The 17,147-nt window shown below is 67.0% G+C and carries 9 protein-coding genes and 4 pseudogenes; 10 read left to right on the top strand and 3 right to left on the bottom strand.

What is annotated here, in order from left to right; translation table 11 throughout:
- The first annotated feature begins 122 nt into the window (after positions 1-122).
- Together ACGFZA_RS41630 and ACGFZA_RS41635 are read left to right on the top strand one after the other, a co-directional pair.
- On the top strand, positions 123-9,281 hold the full coding sequence (locus tag ACGFZA_RS41630; protein WP_393686234.1) for a LamG-like jellyroll fold domain-containing protein: 9,159 nt from the start codon (positions 123-125) through the stop codon (positions 9,279-9,281).
- Positions 9,278-9,820: a hypothetical protein gene (locus ACGFZA_RS41635; protein ID WP_393686236.1), complete on the top strand. Its 543-nt coding sequence runs from the start codon at positions 9,278-9,280 to the stop codon at positions 9,818-9,820. The genes ACGFZA_RS41630 and ACGFZA_RS41635 overlap by 4 nt, the downstream gene beginning before the upstream one ends.
- A gap of 531 nt (positions 9,821-10,351) precedes the next feature.
- Here ACGFZA_RS41635 and ACGFZA_RS41640 read toward each other — a convergent pair.
- Complete coding sequence (locus ACGFZA_RS41640) at positions 10,352-11,176, bottom strand: IS5 family transposase (RefSeq protein ID WP_393686238.1); 825 nt, start codon at positions 11,174-11,176, stop codon at positions 10,352-10,354.
- Between the two features lie 375 nt (positions 11,177-11,551).
- Between ACGFZA_RS41640 and ACGFZA_RS41645 the strand changes: the two are divergent.
- From ACGFZA_RS41645 to ACGFZA_RS41660, 4 genes and pseudogenes are all read left to right on the top strand, one after another.
- Positions 11,552-11,850: pseudogene (locus tag ACGFZA_RS41645) on the top strand (transposase); the annotation flags it as partial.
- 91 nt (positions 11,851-11,941) lie between these two features.
- Positions 11,942-12,568 carry a hypothetical protein gene (locus ACGFZA_RS41650; protein ID WP_393686240.1) on the top strand — a complete coding sequence of 209 codons (627 nt, stop codon included), beginning with the start codon at positions 11,942-11,944 and terminating at the stop codon, positions 12,566-12,568.
- A gap of 43 nt (positions 12,569-12,611) precedes the next feature.
- Positions 12,612-12,779, top strand: a pseudogene (locus ACGFZA_RS41655) (IS5/IS1182 family transposase); the annotation flags it as partial.
- A gap of 126 nt (positions 12,780-12,905) precedes the next feature.
- Positions 12,906-13,280, top strand: coding sequence for a hypothetical protein (locus ACGFZA_RS41660; RefSeq protein ID WP_393686265.1), 375 nt, complete (start codon positions 12,906-12,908; stop codon positions 13,278-13,280).
- 34 nt (positions 13,281-13,314) lie between these two features.
- On the opposite strand, the gene istB is transcribed toward ACGFZA_RS41660, so the two are convergent.
- Complete coding sequence (gene istB, locus ACGFZA_RS41665) at positions 13,315-14,085, bottom strand: IS21-like element helper ATPase IstB (RefSeq protein ID WP_393686242.1); 771 nt, start codon at positions 14,083-14,085, stop codon at positions 13,315-13,317.
- Positions 14,082-14,381, bottom strand: a pseudogene (locus tag ACGFZA_RS41670) (IS21 family transposase); the annotation flags it as partial. The pseudogene ACGFZA_RS41670 and the gene istB, both read right to left, overlap by 4 nt.
- A gap of 685 nt (positions 14,382-15,066) precedes the next feature.
- On the opposite strand from ACGFZA_RS41670, the gene ACGFZA_RS41675 reads away from it, so the two are divergent.
- The 4 genes and pseudogenes from ACGFZA_RS41675 (at position 15,067) to ACGFZA_RS41690 (ending at position 16,877) form a co-directional block, all read left to right on the top strand.
- Positions 15,067-15,336 (top strand): hypothetical protein, encoded by a 270-nt coding sequence (locus ACGFZA_RS41675; protein WP_393686244.1) that lies wholly within the window; start codon positions 15,067-15,069, stop codon positions 15,334-15,336.
- Positions 15,336-15,919 (top strand): annotated as a pseudogene (locus ACGFZA_RS41680) (N-acetylmuramoyl-L-alanine amidase); the annotation flags it as partial. The gene ACGFZA_RS41675 and the pseudogene ACGFZA_RS41680, both read left to right, overlap by 1 nt.
- A gap of 347 nt (positions 15,920-16,266) precedes the next feature.
- Entirely contained in the window at positions 16,267-16,512 is a 246-nt protein-coding gene (locus ACGFZA_RS41685; RefSeq protein ID WP_393686246.1) for a holin, read from the top strand.
- Positions 16,513-16,538: 26 nt separating this feature from the next.
- Entirely contained in the window at positions 16,539-16,877 is a 339-nt protein-coding gene (locus ACGFZA_RS41690; protein WP_393686248.1) for a hypothetical protein, read from the top strand.
- Positions 16,878-17,147: the final 270 nt, after the last annotated feature.

A 17,147-nucleotide genomic window follows, 5' to 3' on the forward strand; every position in this document is an offset into this window, starting at 1 on the left:
GAGTGCAATGTCGTTGACGCGCTGAACCTCTGGGTCTGCCATGCAGATGGATCCTGCCCGGTCACCACACGTCCGCACCAACTGAGACATCGTCTAAGCTCGGCAGCGCCGGCCGGAAACTGGTGGACGACTGGACGCATGCCCGGAAGAAGAACTACGGCCTCGCGGTGAAGGCGTCCACGACTGACTCCAAGGGATGGAAGCAATTCGGTTCCGACGACTATCCGAACGGCAAGCCCAGCCTGGACGTCACCTGGACCAAGTACGGCGCCACGTACAAGCTGGGCGACTTCACCGCACCTGTCACGGCCGTCACCGAGGGCTCGCAGCAGGTAACTGTCACCAACCGTGGCCAGGAGACCTGGCCCGCCGGGGGCAACTACAAGCTGCGCTACAACCTCTACGACGCCTCGGGCAACGAGATCACCGACCTCACGAAGATCCGCTCGACCACGATGCCCCAGGCGATCTCACCTGGTGAGAGCATCACCCTGGACGCGAAGATAGCCCCGCTCACCCCGGCGACGTACACCGTCGAGTGGACCATGGACGACGCCGGCGTCAGCCGGTTCACCACCGCGACTGTTCCGGGGGCGTCGGTCAAGTTGTCCTCGGTCAATATCCCGCCCCAACTCACCGCAGAGTCCCCGAGCAGTGGTGTCACAGTCAACACACTGACCCCGACCCTGTGGGCGAAGGGCAGCGACGCGGACCGGTACCCCAAGTCGGCGCTCCAGTACAGCTTCGAAGTGTGCGAGGTGGCGGGCAGCAATCTGCGCAAGAACTGTAAAACCGGTACCCGCACCAGCGAACAGCAGGGGGCGGTGCCGACGGGATGGCTGTCCTGGAACAAGACCTACGCCTGGTACGCCTATGCCTACGACGGGGCCGCCACCTCCACGCGGCCGGGCGCCGCGCTGATCAGCACCGAGGTGCCGCAGCCTGCGGTGACCAGCCACCTGGGCGGCGCCGACGACGGCAAGGAGATCGGCACCCGTGAGGGCAACTACGTCACCGCCGCGACCGACGCAGCGCTGACCACGGTCGGTCCCGACCTGTCGCTGACCCGTACCTACAACTCCCTCGACCCGCGCACGGGCGGCGCGTTCGGCACCGGCTGGTCCACCCGCTGGGACATGCAGTTGCGGCAGGAGACCACCACGTCCTCGGTCCTGGTCACCCTCGCGGACGGTTCCCAGGTCCGGTTCGGGAAGAACACCGACGGCACCTACACCGGGCCTGCCGGCGGCAGCCTCACCCTGGCCCGTCAGTCAACCGACTGGGTACTGCGCGAACGCTCCGGGACCACTTACCGCTTTCTCGCGAGCGGCGTCCTCAGTAAGATCACGGACGCTGCCGGGCGCGGCCAGACAGTCACCCACGACACCGCTACCAGCGGGCCCGTGAAGACCGTGACCGATAACCTGTCCGGCCGCTCCCTGAGCTTCGGCTGGAGCGGCGGCCACGTCACCAGCGTCACCACGAGCCCTGTCGACGCGGACACCCCGGGCCTGACCTGGGTCTACCACTACACCGGTAGCGAGCTCACCTCGGTGTGCCCGCCGACCTCGACGACGAAATGCACCTTGTACGAGTACGGTTCCGGATCCGTCTACCGCAGCGTGGTCCAAGACTCGGCGCCCACCTCTTACTGGCGCCTGGGTGAGGGTGAAGGGTCGGCCGCGGCCAGTTCCGCCGTCTCCCGCACCGGTCTGAACGACGCCGTTTACCGCGATGCTGTCCTCGGGGGCGACTCGGCCACGGCCGGCAGCACGGACGCCTCGGCGGGCTTCGACGGTGTCGACTCGATCGTCGAACTGCCCACGGACACTCTGAAGACGGCCGCCTTCCCCACCATCGAACTCTGGTTCAAGACGACCACGCCGTCCGGCGTCCTGGTCGGCTTCCAGAATGAGGAACTCGGTGAGAAGCCCGCCTCCTGGCGTCCCGTCCTGAACATTGACGGGTCCGGCAAGCTGCGCGGCGAGTTCTACCTCACCGGCAGCCCCACCCCAACGCCCATCGTGACTCCGGCCGCCGTCACCGACGGCACCTGGCACCACGCCGTTCTCACCGCCGCCGCCAACACCCAGAGCCTCTACCTCGACGGAGTCAAGGTCGGCACCCTGACCGGGGCGCTCACCGAGCAGTCCCGCGACTACGCCTACCTGGGTGCCGGCTACGGCAGTTCCGGCTGGATGGGCCTGACCGAGGGCGACTACCACTTCAAGGGCCAGATGGACGAGGTCGCCTTCTACGACCACACCCTCGACGCGGCCACCATCACCGACCACTATGCGGCCCGCGCCTCCATCGGCCAGATCACCAAGGTCACCCTGCCCACCGGCCGGGTCCACGCCACCGCCGCCTACGACCCGGCAACCGGCCGGCTGACGCAGCACACCGACGACAACGGCGGCACCTGGAAGGTATCCGCACCCTCCTACTCCCCGGCATCGGCCACCTACGCCGACACCATCCAGCGCAGCGGCCCCACCGGCTACTGGCGGCTGGGCGAGCGCGGAGGCGCAGAGGCCGCCAGCCCGCTCGGCAGCGAACTGGCCGGCAGCTATCTGGACGGCACCCGTCTGGGCAGCCCCGGCGTCTTCGCCGACGGCGACGACACCGCGGTCACCTTCGACAAAACCGCCGCGATCGAGTTGCCCGCCGAGTCTCTCGGCACCAGCACCGCAATGTCCCTGGAGCTGTGGTTCAAGACCAGCGACCCCGGTGTCCTGGTCACCAACCAGAACGCAGACTTCGGCGACACACCCACCGGCGCGCGCCCCATCCTGCTGATCGACTCCGACGGCAAGCTGCGCGGCAGGTTCTGGGGCGAGGCCACCAGCGTCCTGTCCAAGGCCGCCGTCACCGACGACACCTGGCACCACGTCCTGCTCACCGGCAACGAGGGCTACACAGCCCTGTTCGTCGATGGCACTTACCAGGGCGGCAACGCCACCGGGGTTCCCACCGACCGCTTCGACCACGTCTACGTCGGCGGCGGCTACTCCTCCACCAGCTGGGACGGACAACCGCTCGGCTACCGCAACTTCACCGGTGAGATCGACGAGGTGGCCTTCTACGACAAGGCCCTCGTCACGTTCCAGAAGACCGGCTCCACCTGGAGCTACGTCAAACCCACCGCCGGCAGCACCGATCTGCCCACCCAGCACGTCCAGGCCCGCCGCGGCCTGGTCCAAGGCCGCGGCGACCAATACGACGGCGTCGCCCTCGCAGACGCACCCAGCGCCTACTACCGGCTCAATGAGACTTCTGGCACCGCCCTCGGCAGCGAGATCGGCGGCAGCCCCCAGAAGGCCACCTTCAAACCTGACTCCGCCAGCACCTCCAAGCTCGACCAGTCCGGCGTGTTCGGCCCCGGCGACGACCGGGCCGTCACACTGGGTGGCCACGGCGTCATCCAGCTCCCCGCCACCAACCTCACCGGCGCCAGGGACCTATCGGCCGAAATGTGGTTCAAGACCACCAGCCCGTCCGCAGTCCTCCTCGGCTTCCAGAACACCGCCGTCGGCCAGACACCCACCTCCTGGCGCTCCGTGCTGAACATCGACGGATCCGGCAAGCTGCGCGGCGAGTGGTACCTCACCGGAGACCCCGGAGCCACGCCCATCGTCTCCACCCAGAAGGTGACCGATGGCCAGTGGCACCACGTGGTGCTGTCCGGAGCGACCAACACCCAGACCCTGTACCTCGACGGCGTTGCCGTCGGCACCCTGGCCGGCACCATCGACGAGCAGGCCCACCCCTACACCTACGTCGGCGGCGGCCACGGCACCCCCGGCTGGATGGGTCTGGCCGCTGACACGTACTACTTCAGCGGCCAGGTCGACGAGGTCGCCCTGTACCGCAACGCGCTGACGGCCGACCAGGTGTCCGCTCACTACCGGGCACAGGCCGAAGCCGCAGACTCCGGGCTCACCGCCACCGTGACAGTCACCGACCCGAAGGAACAATCCAGCACCACCAGCTACGACACTCTGCGCGGCCAGCGCGTCATGGCCCGCAAGGACGCCACCGGCGCCGTCACCTCGTACGCCTACGACACCGCCGGCAACCTGCACACCATCACCGACCCCAACGGACACACCACGGTCACCGGACATGACGCACGCGGAAACGTGGTGTCGACCACGACGTGCCGGGACGCCAACTCCTGCTGGACCGGCTTCACCTCCTACCAGCTGAACACGTCCGACCCGCTCGACCCACGCAACGACAAGGTGCTGTCGGTGAGCGACCAGCGCTCCACCGACTACAAGGACACCCGCTACCGCACCGCCTACACCTACAACGCCCAGGGCCTGCCCCTGACCACGGTCCGCGCGGACAAGTCCACCGCCGCCATCACCTACACCACCGGCACCGAGACCGCAGTAGGCGGCGGCACCGCCCCGCCGGGCCTGGTCCTCACCCAGACCACGCCCGCAGAGGCGAAGACCTCCTACCGGTACTTCGCCAACGGCGACACCGCCGAGGCGACCTCCCCCTCCGGGCTGGTCACCTCGTACACCTACGACCAGCTGGGCCGCAAAACCTCCGAGACTCAGATCTCCGACACCTTCACCAACGGCGTCACCACCACGTACGCCTACGACGAGGCATCCAACGTCGTCACCGAAACCGGTGCCGGCGTAAAGAACGAGATCACCGGCACCACCCACACGGGGCAGATCACCCGGACCTTCGACGAGGACGGAAACCTGCTGTCGCAGACGGCCAAGGACACCACCGGCAACGACCCCGAACGCGTCACGACCTACCACTACAACGCCCACGGCCTCAACGACAGCGTCACCGACCCGGAACAGAACACCACCCTCTACGACCACGACGAGACAGGACAGGTCACCGGGACGACCGACGCGGCAGCCACACACGTCACGTACACCTACACGCCTCGCGGCCAACACGCCACCACCGTCCTGCACGACTGGACCGGCGACCCGTCGGGAACCGTGCACGACCTGACCACGGTGTCCAACGCCTACGACCCTGCCGGGCGCCTGGCCTCCACCACCGACGCCATGGGCGCCACCACCGCGTACACCTACTTCGATGACGGCCTGCCGGCCACCACCACAGCCCGCCAGGTCACCCAGGCTGACGGCAGCAAGCACGACATCATCCTGGAGTCCGACAACTACGATCCTGCCGGCCACCTGACCAAACAGGTCACCGGCGGCGGCGCCACCACCCAGACGTACACGGTCGACGCCCTGGGCCGCACCACAACCAGCGTCCTGGACCCCGACGGACTCAACCGCACCAGCACCCTGACCTACGACGGCGACGACCGCGTCAAAACAGCAATCCAGTCCATCACCGCGGACAGGAACCTCACCACGAGCGCGGAGTACGACGCCGCGGGCAACCCGACCAAGCAGACCGTCACCGACGGCACCACCACCCACACCACCACCAGCACCTACGACGACCGCGGCCTGCCACTGACCACCGTCAGCCCGCGCGGCAACACCCCCGGCGCCGACGCCGCCACGTTCACCACCACCAACCGCTACGACGCGCTCGGCCGCCTGGCCCAGCAGACCGCCCCGCCCGTCCGGGCCGAACAGAACGGCGGCACGGCAACAACGGTCCAGCCGACCACCTTGACCGGTTACAACACCTTCGGCGAAGCCACCGAAACGAAGGACCCACGCAACCAGGTGACCCGCACCGAGGTTGACCGGCTCGGCCGCGCAGTCGCCGCCACCCTCCCGGACTACACCCCGCCGGGCGGCACGACGATCACCGCGACCACGAGCACTACGTACGACCCCTTCGGCCGTCCCGCGACGGTCACCGACCCACTGGGCCGCGTCACCCGCTACGGCTACGACCAGCTCGGCAACCTCACCAGCCAGACCGACCCTGCAGCTGCTGCCCCACAGCTGCAGTCACTGTCCGGACCCGGACTGCTTCAGCAGTCATTCACTGACCTCAGCGGCGGTGGGGTATCCCGCTACACGTGGACACCGACAGGTCAGCAACTGTCAGCGACGGGCCCTTCCGGGGCGCGCACGGAGGCCACGTACGACGAAATCGGCCGCGGGCTGACATCGACGACCGTCGAGCGGTACCCGAATATCCGGAACCTGACCAGCCGCTACACCTGGGACGACGCGAGCAACCAGACCGCCTCGATGACCCCCGGCGGCATCACCGGCACAGCCGCATACAACGCGGCGGGCGAGATAACGTCCACGACCGACCCGGCCGGCACCACACGGTTCGACTACGACGGCCTCGGCCGCCTCACCGAAACCACAGACGCCACCAACCGTACAACCACCACCACATACAACGCACTCAGCAACGTCACCGCCGCCACCGACTACGGCACCGGCACCACCGCCCTGCGCACGCTGGCGGCGGAGTTCGACGCCGACGGCAACCGCACCGCCGCGATATCGGCGACGACGAAAGCCCGCACGACCTACGCCTACGACGCCCTGGGCCAACTGGTCAAGCAGGTAGAGCCCGTCTCCGGCGCCAATTCGATCACCACAACCTTCGGGTACGACACGGCGGGCAACCGAACCCGACTGACGGACGGCCGGGGCAACTCCACGACGTACACGTTCACGCCATGGGGCCTGCCCGAATCCACCGTCGAACCCTCCACCGCCGCCCACCCGAACGCAGCCGACCGCACCTGGACCACGCTCTACGACAAGGTCGGCCAGCCCGTCACCGAGCTGTTGCCGGGCGGAGTCAAGCGCGAACGCACCTACGATGCCCTCGGCCGTCTCACCCACGAGACCGGAACCGGCGCGGAGGCGGCCACGACCAACCGCACACTGGAGTACGACCTGGCGGGCAACCAGACCGCAGCAGCTTCCAGTGACCCACTCAACAAAAACACCTACACCTACAACGACCGAGGCCAGCTCCTCACCGCCAACGGCCCCGCCGGGACCTCGAGCTACAACTACGACGACGACGGCCATATGACGCACCGCCAGACGAAGGCGGGCTCGGCCGACTACGCCTACGACAACACCGGACGCCTCGACTGGGCCTGGGACTCCGTCACCGGAAACGGCATCTGGTACGACTACGACGCCGCCGGAAGACCATCCCTGGACCGATACGCCACCCAGCCCAGCGGCACCGCCACCTGGACCGAGTCCCAGCGCCGCACCTATGGCTACGACGACCTCGGCCGACTGACCACGGACAAGGTCACCAAACCGGACGGCACCGGAACCCTGATCTCCACCACCTATGGCTACGACCTCGACGAACGACTGATCTCGAAGAGCACCACCGGCATGGCAGGCGAGAGCGCCAGCACCTATGCCTACGATGACGCCGGACGTATGAACTCCTGGACCCAGGGCTCCACGACCACGGCATACGAGTGGGACGCCGCCGGCAACCGCACCAAGGCAGGATCGGCCTCGGCAACCTACGACGCCCGCAACCGCCAACTCACCGACGGCAGCGTGAGCTTCACCTACAGCCCGCGCGGCTCCTTGTCGGCCGTTGACGACGGATCGGGCACCCCCCGCACGCTCACCTTCGACGCCTTCGAACGGAAGATCACCGACGCCGGGGTCACTTACTCCTACGACTCACTGGACCGCCTCCAGACCCGCGGAGAAACCACCTTCGCCTACGACGGCGGCTCCAACAACCTGGCCGACGACGGAACGAGCACCTACAACCGCAACCCAGCTGGCGGACTCCTCTCCTCCTCCACCGGCACCACCAAACAGTGGGCACTCACCGACCAGCACACCGACTTGATCGCCGGCCTGACCCCCGACGGCACACAACTCGCCAGCTCCACCGCCTACGACCCATTCGGCACCGAAACAGCCACCAACGGCACAACACCCGCCACCGGCTACCAATCCAGCTGGACCGACCCCAACAGCGGCGACATCAACATGGCCGCCCGCTGGTACCAGCCGGGCACGGGCTCCTTCGCCTCGCGCGACACCTGGCAACTCGACCCGACGCCGTCTACCCAGGCAAACCGGTACACATACGGCAATGGCGGACCGCTCAACGGTACTGACCCCACCGGGCACTGCTTCGGCCCTGTCATCGTGATCTGTGGCGCTGCCCTTGGGGAGGCTTTCGGCTGGGGTGTTTTCGCCACCGTGCTGGCGGGGGGTGGAGCGTTGGCAACTGACAAATACCTACGCACTCACTCGGATGCCTGGAGCAACAGCTACGCACAAACCAACGTCCTCACCAACAACTACGCCAACGAAATGGCCGATGCACTCAGAGCGCAGGCCAGAGGCTTCAGCAAAAGCAGCGGCAGGACTGGCGGAAGGAGTGGCGGGAGCCAACCTCCCAAGGGCGGAGTGGCAACTCCCAGCTGGCCGTCGCCCTATCCTCTGCTGGCAGGAGCGGCCGCTATCGGTGGACTTGCGTCGGCCGCGATCCGCCCCCCTCGCCCAGTCATCGACCAGAACCCCAACAATGGTCCGCACCCCAAGCCTGCCCCGACCCGTCCGGCACCCAAGCCGGACTGGGATCCCAAGAACGGCGGCTGGAAACCCGGCGACGCCATCAACATGGTGATCGGCGCCGCCAAAATGCTGAACTTGGTCAACAACGACCAGTTCGATCCGGACCAAGAACCGAGCATGCATCTGGCGCCCGGCGCCAGTCCGGATTCCGGTAACGACCGAGACAACTCGAACGACTGCAGTATCGATGGTGACGGGTGGGTTGAATACCAAGATACGGACACGTCGCGCGGTGGGCGCTCCCAAGGAGTCATTGCGTGTCTGACCCCGCAATACCTAAACACCCACCAGGGGACGCCGACTGCGGAGAACCCGCGCCCGCCGGGATATACCTGGGCACGAAAGTACGCCGGGCATCTGGGTGCAAATCCGAGAAATTCAGTCAATAATTGCCACCTTCTCGGTAGCCAGCTCACCGGATCTGGGACGAATCTTAAGAATCTCTCGACCTGCGGTCGTGACGCGAACACCTACCCCGAAAAGGGTGGTCTCGGGGCGATGGACAACATGGTTCAGTTCGAGAACAAAGTGCAAAAAAGTATAGAGAAGGGCGAAGCAACCGTTCTCTACTCGGTACGACCCGTATATCTGGGAAATCGCGTCACGCCACAGTCCTACGAGATGCAAGCTACGACCTGGGACCTCAACGGGAATCTGGTGGGAACCTCAACGCGCAGCGTCCAGAACCTGATGAACACACCCAGGGGATGGCACAACCTGGGAAGAGTCGTACACTCCCGTAGCGGTGCGGACGTGCCCACGTCGTGACCGACAGACCAAGAGGGAAAAATATGCACTGGGCTGTGGAAGATTTGAGCCGCGTTATGCAGCCACCTGTGGACGGCGGGAGCGATGTGGACTGGGAAGGGATCCGCGATGAGACCGGATGGGATTTCCCGGCCGACTACCGTGACTTCGTCGCTGTGTATGGGCTTGGCGCGATTAGTGATTCCATCGGGATTAACACTCCACGCTTCGACGGCTACCCGTATGGCGAGCACCTTCTCCTCCATGCGGGGCGTCCGTCCGAGGGTGTGACCTTGACCTGGGCGTCTAACGAGGCCGGCGATGACTTCCTGTGGCGATGCAACGGCGCGCCAGATCAATGGCCGGTAATTTTCCGCCCCAGGACTCGACGCGGATACCACGAGTACCCTATGGGAATGGCTGCGTTTCTCCTTGGCCTGGTCCAAAGCGACATCCAGCCTCCGCTCGATGCCGCGCTGACACTGCCGGCCACCTACGAATCCTGGCGTGGCGAAAGACGGCGTCTACTCGATGAGGCCGGAGATTTCGAGGGATTCTGAAGGAGCCTGGCCCTGATGGAGCGGCGGCTGTGGCCGGCTTCCAGTAGCGCGTGGACCGTGGCGTGCCTGGCTCGGACGCGGTTGGCGAACCGCTCGCTCTTCCGGCTTCGCAGCGTCGGCGAGGCTCTTGAAACGGTGCGGAGCCCTACCTCGACGAACGCTGGGAGGAGGGCTGCACCAACGCCTGGAAGCTGTGGGAGGAGATCGTCCCCTTGGGCTATCGAGGCAGCTACGGCCGGGTCAGCGCCTACGTCCGAGAGAAGCGCACCTCGCCACGGCCGGTCACCGCGCAACCGCCGGCACCCCGCGTGGTGACGAGATGGATCCTTAGTGAGCGTTTCGTTCTCCGATGTCTGTTTCATTTGGTCTAAGGGTTGTCCCGCAATTCCTGGCGGGCGCACGACGACAGCTACGGCACCTCGTCGCGTTGTCGGAACGCCCGAATACATCCAGTATGCGGGCGTCCCTCCGCCTTGCGATGTACCGCATCTGACGCCGCGCGCTGATCCACCAGGAATTGCGGGACAACCCTTAGGTGTCGCGCCAGTTGAGGGTGGTCTCGTGGGTGAGGCGGCGGGTCATGAGGTTGATGGCGGCCAGTTGGATCATGGCGGCTGATCGGTGGGGGTGGGTTTCGTAGTCGCGGGCGAGGCGGCGGTGGTGCATGAGCCAGCCGAGGGTGCGTTCGATGACCCATCGGCGTGGCTGGACGTGGAAGCCTCTGGTGGTGGGGTCGCGTTGGACGATCTCGAGGTCGATGCCGTGTCGGGCTGCGTGTTCGACGGCTTTGGTCTTGTAGCCGTTGTCGGCCCAGGCTTTGCTGATCGTCGGGTGGAGTGCGGCGACCTTGGTCATGAGCTGGGTGCCGGCCGCGGAGTCGTGGACGCTCGCGGCGGTGACGGCGACGGCCAGGAGGAGGCCGAGGGTGTCGGTGACGATGTGCCGTTTGCGTCCGATGATCTTCTTGGCCGGGTCGATGCCTTGGCTGGTCAGGGGGACGGTGGCGGAGGTCTTGATGCTCTGGCTGTCGATGAGGCAGGCGCTGGGCTGGCTCGCGCGGCCTTCGGCCTTGCGGACCTTGCCGCGGAGGATGTTGGTGAGCTGGTCGAAGATGCCGTCGGTTTCCCAGCGGGCGAAGTAGCCGTAGACGGTCTGGTGGGGTGGGAAGTCGTGGGGGAGGTAGCGCCAGGGTATGCCGGTGCGGTCGACGTAGAGGATGGCGTTCATCAGGGTGCGTAGGTCGTGGGTGGGCTTGCGGATGCCGGCGCGGTTTTGGCGCCAGGCTTCCAGGGTGGGGCGGATGAGTTCCCAGCGGGCGTCGGACAGGTCGCTGGGGTAGGACTGTGAGGGCTGCATGATGCCTGGGTACGCGGCGGCAGCCGACCTGGGCAGGGCGTGCGGCGAGGCATCCGGGGCACCAGGGCGCGAGTTCGCAGACCTGCATGAACCAGGTTGCTTCTGAATGAGACGGGATCTCTCATCAGAAACCCGGCGCATTACTGGCCCACGGATTGCCGTATAAGCCACTTCCCTGGCGAATCACCGCTCAGGGGACTTCGCTTGACCGCTCAGAATCGCAGCCAAACACCTGATATGCGAACCAAACGCTCACTTAGTGAGCGTTTCGTTCTCCGATGTCTGTTTCATTTGGTCTAGGTGTCGCGCCAGTTGAGGGTGGTCTCGTGGGTGAGGCGGCGGGTCATGAGGTTGATGGCGGCCAGTTGGATCATGGCGGCTGATCGGTGGGGGTGGGTTTCGTAGTCGCGGGCGAGGCGGCGGTCGCCGAGGACCTCAAACGCCCCTGGGAACGACGGAGCGAGCCCCGCCGCCTTACCCCCGCCCGCGTCCGGCGGGGGTTTCGCAACATCCGGGCGACCGCAGCCCACCCGGCGGCCGCGCCGAAACCTTCCCGACCAGGACCGGGACGCCCTCCCGGCTCGAAGAACAAGCACCGGGCCACCCGCCACGACGTCGGCAAAACCGTCAAACGCGCCGAATCGATCAAGGAACATCAGGCCCGTCTTGGATAAACGCCAAGCTAAGACCTGTCCCGTAACTGGGCGGCGTCCCCTTGCCGATCCCGAAGCGGATCGTGTCAGTGGGTGGTGACAGGATCGACGGGTGCTGATCAAGGGATATGACGCCGACGCGTTGGTGGCGGGCGAGTCGCTGCTTGCCCGCCCGGGCTTCTGGTCGAACTACCTTCTGGCAATGTGCAGCGACGGGGGGTGTGCCGAGCGGCCGGTTCCTGAGTGGTTCGGCGACGACGACGGCGCCGACGCCGATGCCATGTCCGAGGTCCTCTTCGATCCCGAACGCTGGCCAGTGTTTCGGGTGCCAGCCGAAACCGGCCCCGGAGCCGCGGTGGTCTACCGCAACCTGGACGGCGACTACGGTATCGACTATCTCCTCACCCATCCTGGCAGGAGCTACGTTCAGCAGATCGCGAGTTGGGACGGAGATTTCAGGGGTACTGGGCTGACGTGGCGCGAACTGGTCCGCATCGCTGACAGCCCCTTCTCCGGTGCCGACGGTGTCCAAGACACGGCAGCCCGCCTCCTGCTGGTTCTTCCGCTTCTGACCGACCCGGATGTGCCAGAAGAGGCGTCGGCCAGGCTCACCTCCGCCCTGGCGGCGGTCGGGGCGCCGCAAGACACTGCCTCCAACACGGCGGAGCACTTGCTGGCCCACCTCACGAGGAGATCCCTGCACGATCCCACGTGGGAGTCTCCGCTCAGCGGAAGCTGAGAGGCGAGCCGAGCTGCCGGCCACCGCATGAAATGATCTTGGCATGGCCTGTGTGATTACGGCATCGGAGTCTGCCTGGATAGCCCCGTTCACAGGGCTGAGCCCGCGCCAGTTCGGCAAGCTGGTGACGGTTTTGCGGCGCGAGGGTGCGGATGCGGTCCGCAGGGGCCGGCCGTGGAGCCTGCCTCTGGAGGACCGTGCTCTGCTGGTTGTCGGGGTACGGACTTTTCTCCCCAGTTGCGTACGGACGAACGTCCCCAGCTCTGACCGTGGGCAGCGGCAGCACGGCATGAGGATCTCGGTTGAGATCGATGCCCCGACCAGGGACACTCGCGCGATGAGCCACAGCACATCGTCTGAACCGATCGAGCGAGGGTGGGACGGGCCCTGGTATCGGGTCCGCATGGAGGGCTTCGAGGCGTCGTTCCTGCCCAGCGACGGCGAGGACTTGGACGAGGTTTGCAACGTCGATGTCTTCGTGACTCTGAAGGATGGATCGCGTTGGACCGCGACCGTGTTCACCGTCGTGGAAGTCGAGCGTCTGATGAAACGCTGGGCAGGGACCGACGAGGCCCTCGGGGGCCGGTACTTCTGGGTCTCGGACGGCCTGATCGTCAGGGATCCGGGCATCGACAACATGACCGACGTGATCGCCGGACTGATCGAGAACGGCGAGTTCTCCGAGATCTTTCAGCCGGTGATCAACAACTGATCAAGCTCTCGGCCGCCGGAAGCGACGTGGGTCGTCAGGCCACGTCGTTCTCTCGCTCGATTGCCTTGAGGCGGTTCTTGAGTCGGTAGCTGGGGCCGTTGATGGAGATCACTTCGCAGTGGTGGAGGAGTCGGTCGAGGATGGCGGTGGCGAGGACCTCGTCACCGAAGACCTGGCCCCACTCGCTGAAGGTCTTGTTCGAGGTCAGGATGATCGAGCCCTTCTCGTAACGCTTGGAGATGACCTGGAAGACCAGGTTCGCCTCGGCTCGTTCGAAGGGCTGGTAGCCGACCTCGTCGACCACGAGAACGCTGGGCCGCAGGTAGGTGCCGAGCTTGTTCGTCAGACGTCCGGAGGCTTCGGCGGCTTTGAGGTTGCGGACCATGTCGTCGAGGCTGGTGAAGTAGATCGAATAGCCAGCCCGGCAGGCCGCGACCGCGAGAGCGACGGCGATATGGGTCTTGCCGACCCCGGGCGGCCCGAGCAGAGCGGCGTTCGCCTTGCCGTCGACGAACGAGAGGGTGGCGAGGTCCTTGACCTTGCGCGGGTCGAGTTCGGGCTGGAAGGAAAAGTCGTACTCGTCGAGGGTCTTGTGGTGCGGCAGCCGGGACAGTCGCAGGCCCTGGCGGAAGCGGCGGTCGTCACGGACGGCAAGCTCCTCGGACAGCACCAGGTCGAGGAAGTCGAGGTAGCCCATTTTGCCCTCGTCGGCCCGACGGGTGTACTCGTTGATCGTTTCGGCCAGGTGGGGCAGGCCGAGCTTGCCGGCCGTGTTGCGGATGTGGGTGGAGACCAGCTCGCTCAAGACGTTTCCCTCGTGCTCGGACGGGTGGTGAAGGGGCGGGTTCCGGTCAGCTCGTCATAGACCGACAGCGGACGGCGGCCGACCTCGATGCGGGTGGCCGCAGCCCTGTTCAGCAGTGCCTGCAGAGGTCCTGCCTCCTCGCCCAGGGGACGCTCACGACGGGGCCGTGGCGTGACATCGCCGGTGGTGGTGCGGCGTCCGTTGCCCGTGGGCAGGCCGTCCCAGTGGGACTCTTCGACGACTCGGGCCCCGCGGCCGATCGCCCGGGGATGGGTGGCCAGCAGCGTCTCGCCGTCAACGCCGGCGGTGGCGGGCGGGGGGTGCGGGCGGCGGCTACTCGGAGACCCTTGTCGACGTTGCGGCGCTCGCGGCCGTGGAGACCGGGGTCGTCGGGGCCGGAGGCGCTGCGGGGGCCGGTGCGAACGGGGCAGGCGGTGCGGGCGGGGGATCCAGCTTCGGTACTCACGCCACCGCGCTCGGCGGTCCCGGGTCCGCAGCATCGATGCCCTCTGCGGGCTCCGCGACTTCCACGAGCGGCACGGCCGGCCCCGCTGCGGGCACTGGCCAGTTCGCCAGTGGCGGCGGCTCCGGGACGGGAGCTATCCGGCTGGGCACCACCGTCGGGATCGGTGGCGCGGGTGGCGAATCCAACCTCGGCCACGGCGGCGCCTCGCGTGCAAACGCTGGCGTGGGCATCGTCCCGCGTGGCTTCGGTGGCGGCGCGGGAGGTTCCGGCTCCGCGAACAACGTGGCACAGGGCGGACGCGCGGGCGGTGCCGGAATCGTCATCGTGGAGCTCTACGGATGAGCGCGCAATCCGCACTGCGGGCACCGGCCGTCAGGGCGCGCGGAAGCCCGTGTCCGGACCCGCCACGGACAGTGTCCGGGCTGGTCAGAGGCTTCCCCGTCCCTGCGTCCGGACACGTCCCACCCTGTGTCCGGACAGTGTCCGGACGTGTCCGTTCACCTCTGGAGGTGTCCATGTCCCAGCAGCCGACCGTCGGCCGGGCGGTCCACTACGTCAGCTACGGCACACCTGTCCGCGAGGATGGTTCGCAGCAGTTCCCCCCGACCTGCCGTGCCGCGACCATCACGGAGGCCGACCCGGACAACCCGGGCCGCGTCGGTCTCGTCGTCTCCAACCCGACCGGCTTCTTCTTCCACTCGCTGGCTGCCGGTGGCTGCGTGCACGTCGAGGTCGAGGAGCAACCGCCAACGGGCGGCACCTGGCACTGGCCGGAGACGGTCTGATGGCGACCCCGGCGAGCGCCGACAGCTTCCTCCACGCCCTGTTGGACGAAGGCCTGACGGTCGTGCAGGTCGGCGACTGGCGTCACCACAACCGCAACCACATGGGCCCATGGGGGAGGTCCACGGTGTGCTCGTCCACCACACCGTCACATCGGGGACGGCGAAGACCGTGGGCATCGTGCGGGATGGGTACAGCGGCCTGCCGGGTCCGCTGTGCCACGGCATGATCGCTAAGGACGGCCGGGTGCACCTGGTCGGCTACGGGCGGACGAATCACGCCGGGTTGGGCGACCCGAACGTGCTGCGCGCGGTGATCGCAGAGCGCGGGCTGCCTGTCGACAACGAAGCGACGGTTGACGGCAACAGGGCGTTCTATGGCTTCGAGTGCGAGAACCTCGGCGACGGTGACGACCCGTGGCCGAAGATCCAGCTCGACGCGATCGAGCGCGCCGCTGCCGCCGTGTGCCGTATACACCGGTGGGGCGCGCCGTCGGTGATCGGCCACCGGGAGTGGCAACCGGGGAAGGTCGACCCGCTCGGGTTCTCGATGCCGGGGATGCGGGACCGTGTCGCGGACCGGCTCGGGCTCACACGTCCTGGTCCGCTGCCGCTCCCGGTCCGGCCGACGGTCTCCCTGTCGAAGCTCATCGTCGCGGCGCGGACCAACCCCGGCATGGCCGGGACGCCGGTCACGTACGCCGGTGTCGCCGTCGTGGAGACCGCTCTCGTTGACGAGGGCCTGCTGGCCAAGCCGTTCTCCGATGGCCACTACGGCTCGACGACCCTGCCCGCGATGAGCGCGTGGCAGGAGGAGTGCGGCTACCGGGGCCGGGCGCTTGGGCAGCCGGCTGATGGCATCCCCGGCCGGGACAGCCTGACGCGGCTCGCCAAGAAGCATTCGTTCGACGTCATCGACTGAAAGGAACGGCCATGACACACGCCCCTGTGGAGCGGAAGGTCACCGTCGCGACGGCTGGAGCGTACGTCGCGTCGACCGGGCTGCTCGGTGCTCTCGCGGCGGTCCAGGATCACGCCCGGCTGCTGTCGTGGATGCCGGACAGGCTCAGCCCCTTCGTCCTCGCGCTGGTCCCCGCGGCCATCACGGCGGTGTCGGGCTGGCAGGCGAAGCACTCCCCGCGCGCGGAGACCCCGGATGCGGCGGGGGCTGGCGGGTGAGCGTGGACGCAACGGGGATCCCGGCCGTGGACGCGGTGCTGCTGTGGGGTGGAGCGGTGTCAGTGCTTACCGCCGTGGTGACCGTGCTGTGGCGGATCACTCGCGGTGTCGTCCACCTCGGCAAGCGGGTCGAGGAGTTCATGGACGACTGGTCTGGCCAGGAGGCACGCCCCGGCGTGCCGGGCAGGGCCGGCGTCATGGAACGTCTGGGCGGGTTCGAGGAGCGGCTGACCCGTGTGGAACATGAACTGCATCCCAACAGCGGCGCATCGCTGCGGGATGCCGTGGACCTCGCCAACCAGCGCTTGGCACTCATGTGTTCGGCTCAGGACGGAGAGGATTCGCAGCTGGACGACGCACCCTGACGGCGCCTCCCACCCACACCCTGACGGCACCGCCGATCCACTCCCCTCCACCGGGGCGGGGGTGTACGAGTGTGTATGTGCAGTACTCGCAGTGCAGCGCATTGAATGGCCTGGTACACCACGCTGTAGTACGAACCCAGGCGGCGTCACAATGGACGCGACGATCCCGCCCGTCAGATGAGAGGCGCAAACGGCAGCGCAATAAGGGCTGTTAGTGCTCTGGCCGCCGGGTTCCCTCCCTTATGGGAGTGCTGGCCAGCTGTCAGGAGA

The sequence above is a fragment of the Streptomyces sp. NPDC048211 genome, from assembly GCF_043202315.1.
Taxonomy (GTDB): domain Bacteria; phylum Actinomycetota; class Actinomycetes; order Streptomycetales; family Streptomycetaceae; genus Streptomyces.

Bases quoted from the DNA above. Each gene is read 5' to 3' on its own strand.
- ACGFZA_RS41640 (WP_393686238.1), bottom strand. From the start codon at position 11,176: ATGCAGCCCTCACAGTCCTACCCCAGCGACCTGTCCGACGCCCGCTGG.
- ACGFZA_RS41660 (WP_393686265.1), top strand. From the start codon at position 12,906: ATGAGCCACAGCACATCGTCTGAACCGATCGAGCGAGGGTGGGACGGG.
- ACGFZA_RS41675 (WP_393686244.1), top strand. From the start codon at position 15,067: ATGTCCCAGCAGCCGACCGTCGGCCGGGCGGTCCACTACGTCAGCTAC.
- ACGFZA_RS41685 (WP_393686246.1), top strand. From the start codon at position 16,267: ATGACACACGCCCCTGTGGAGCGGAAGGTCACCGTCGCGACGGCTGGA.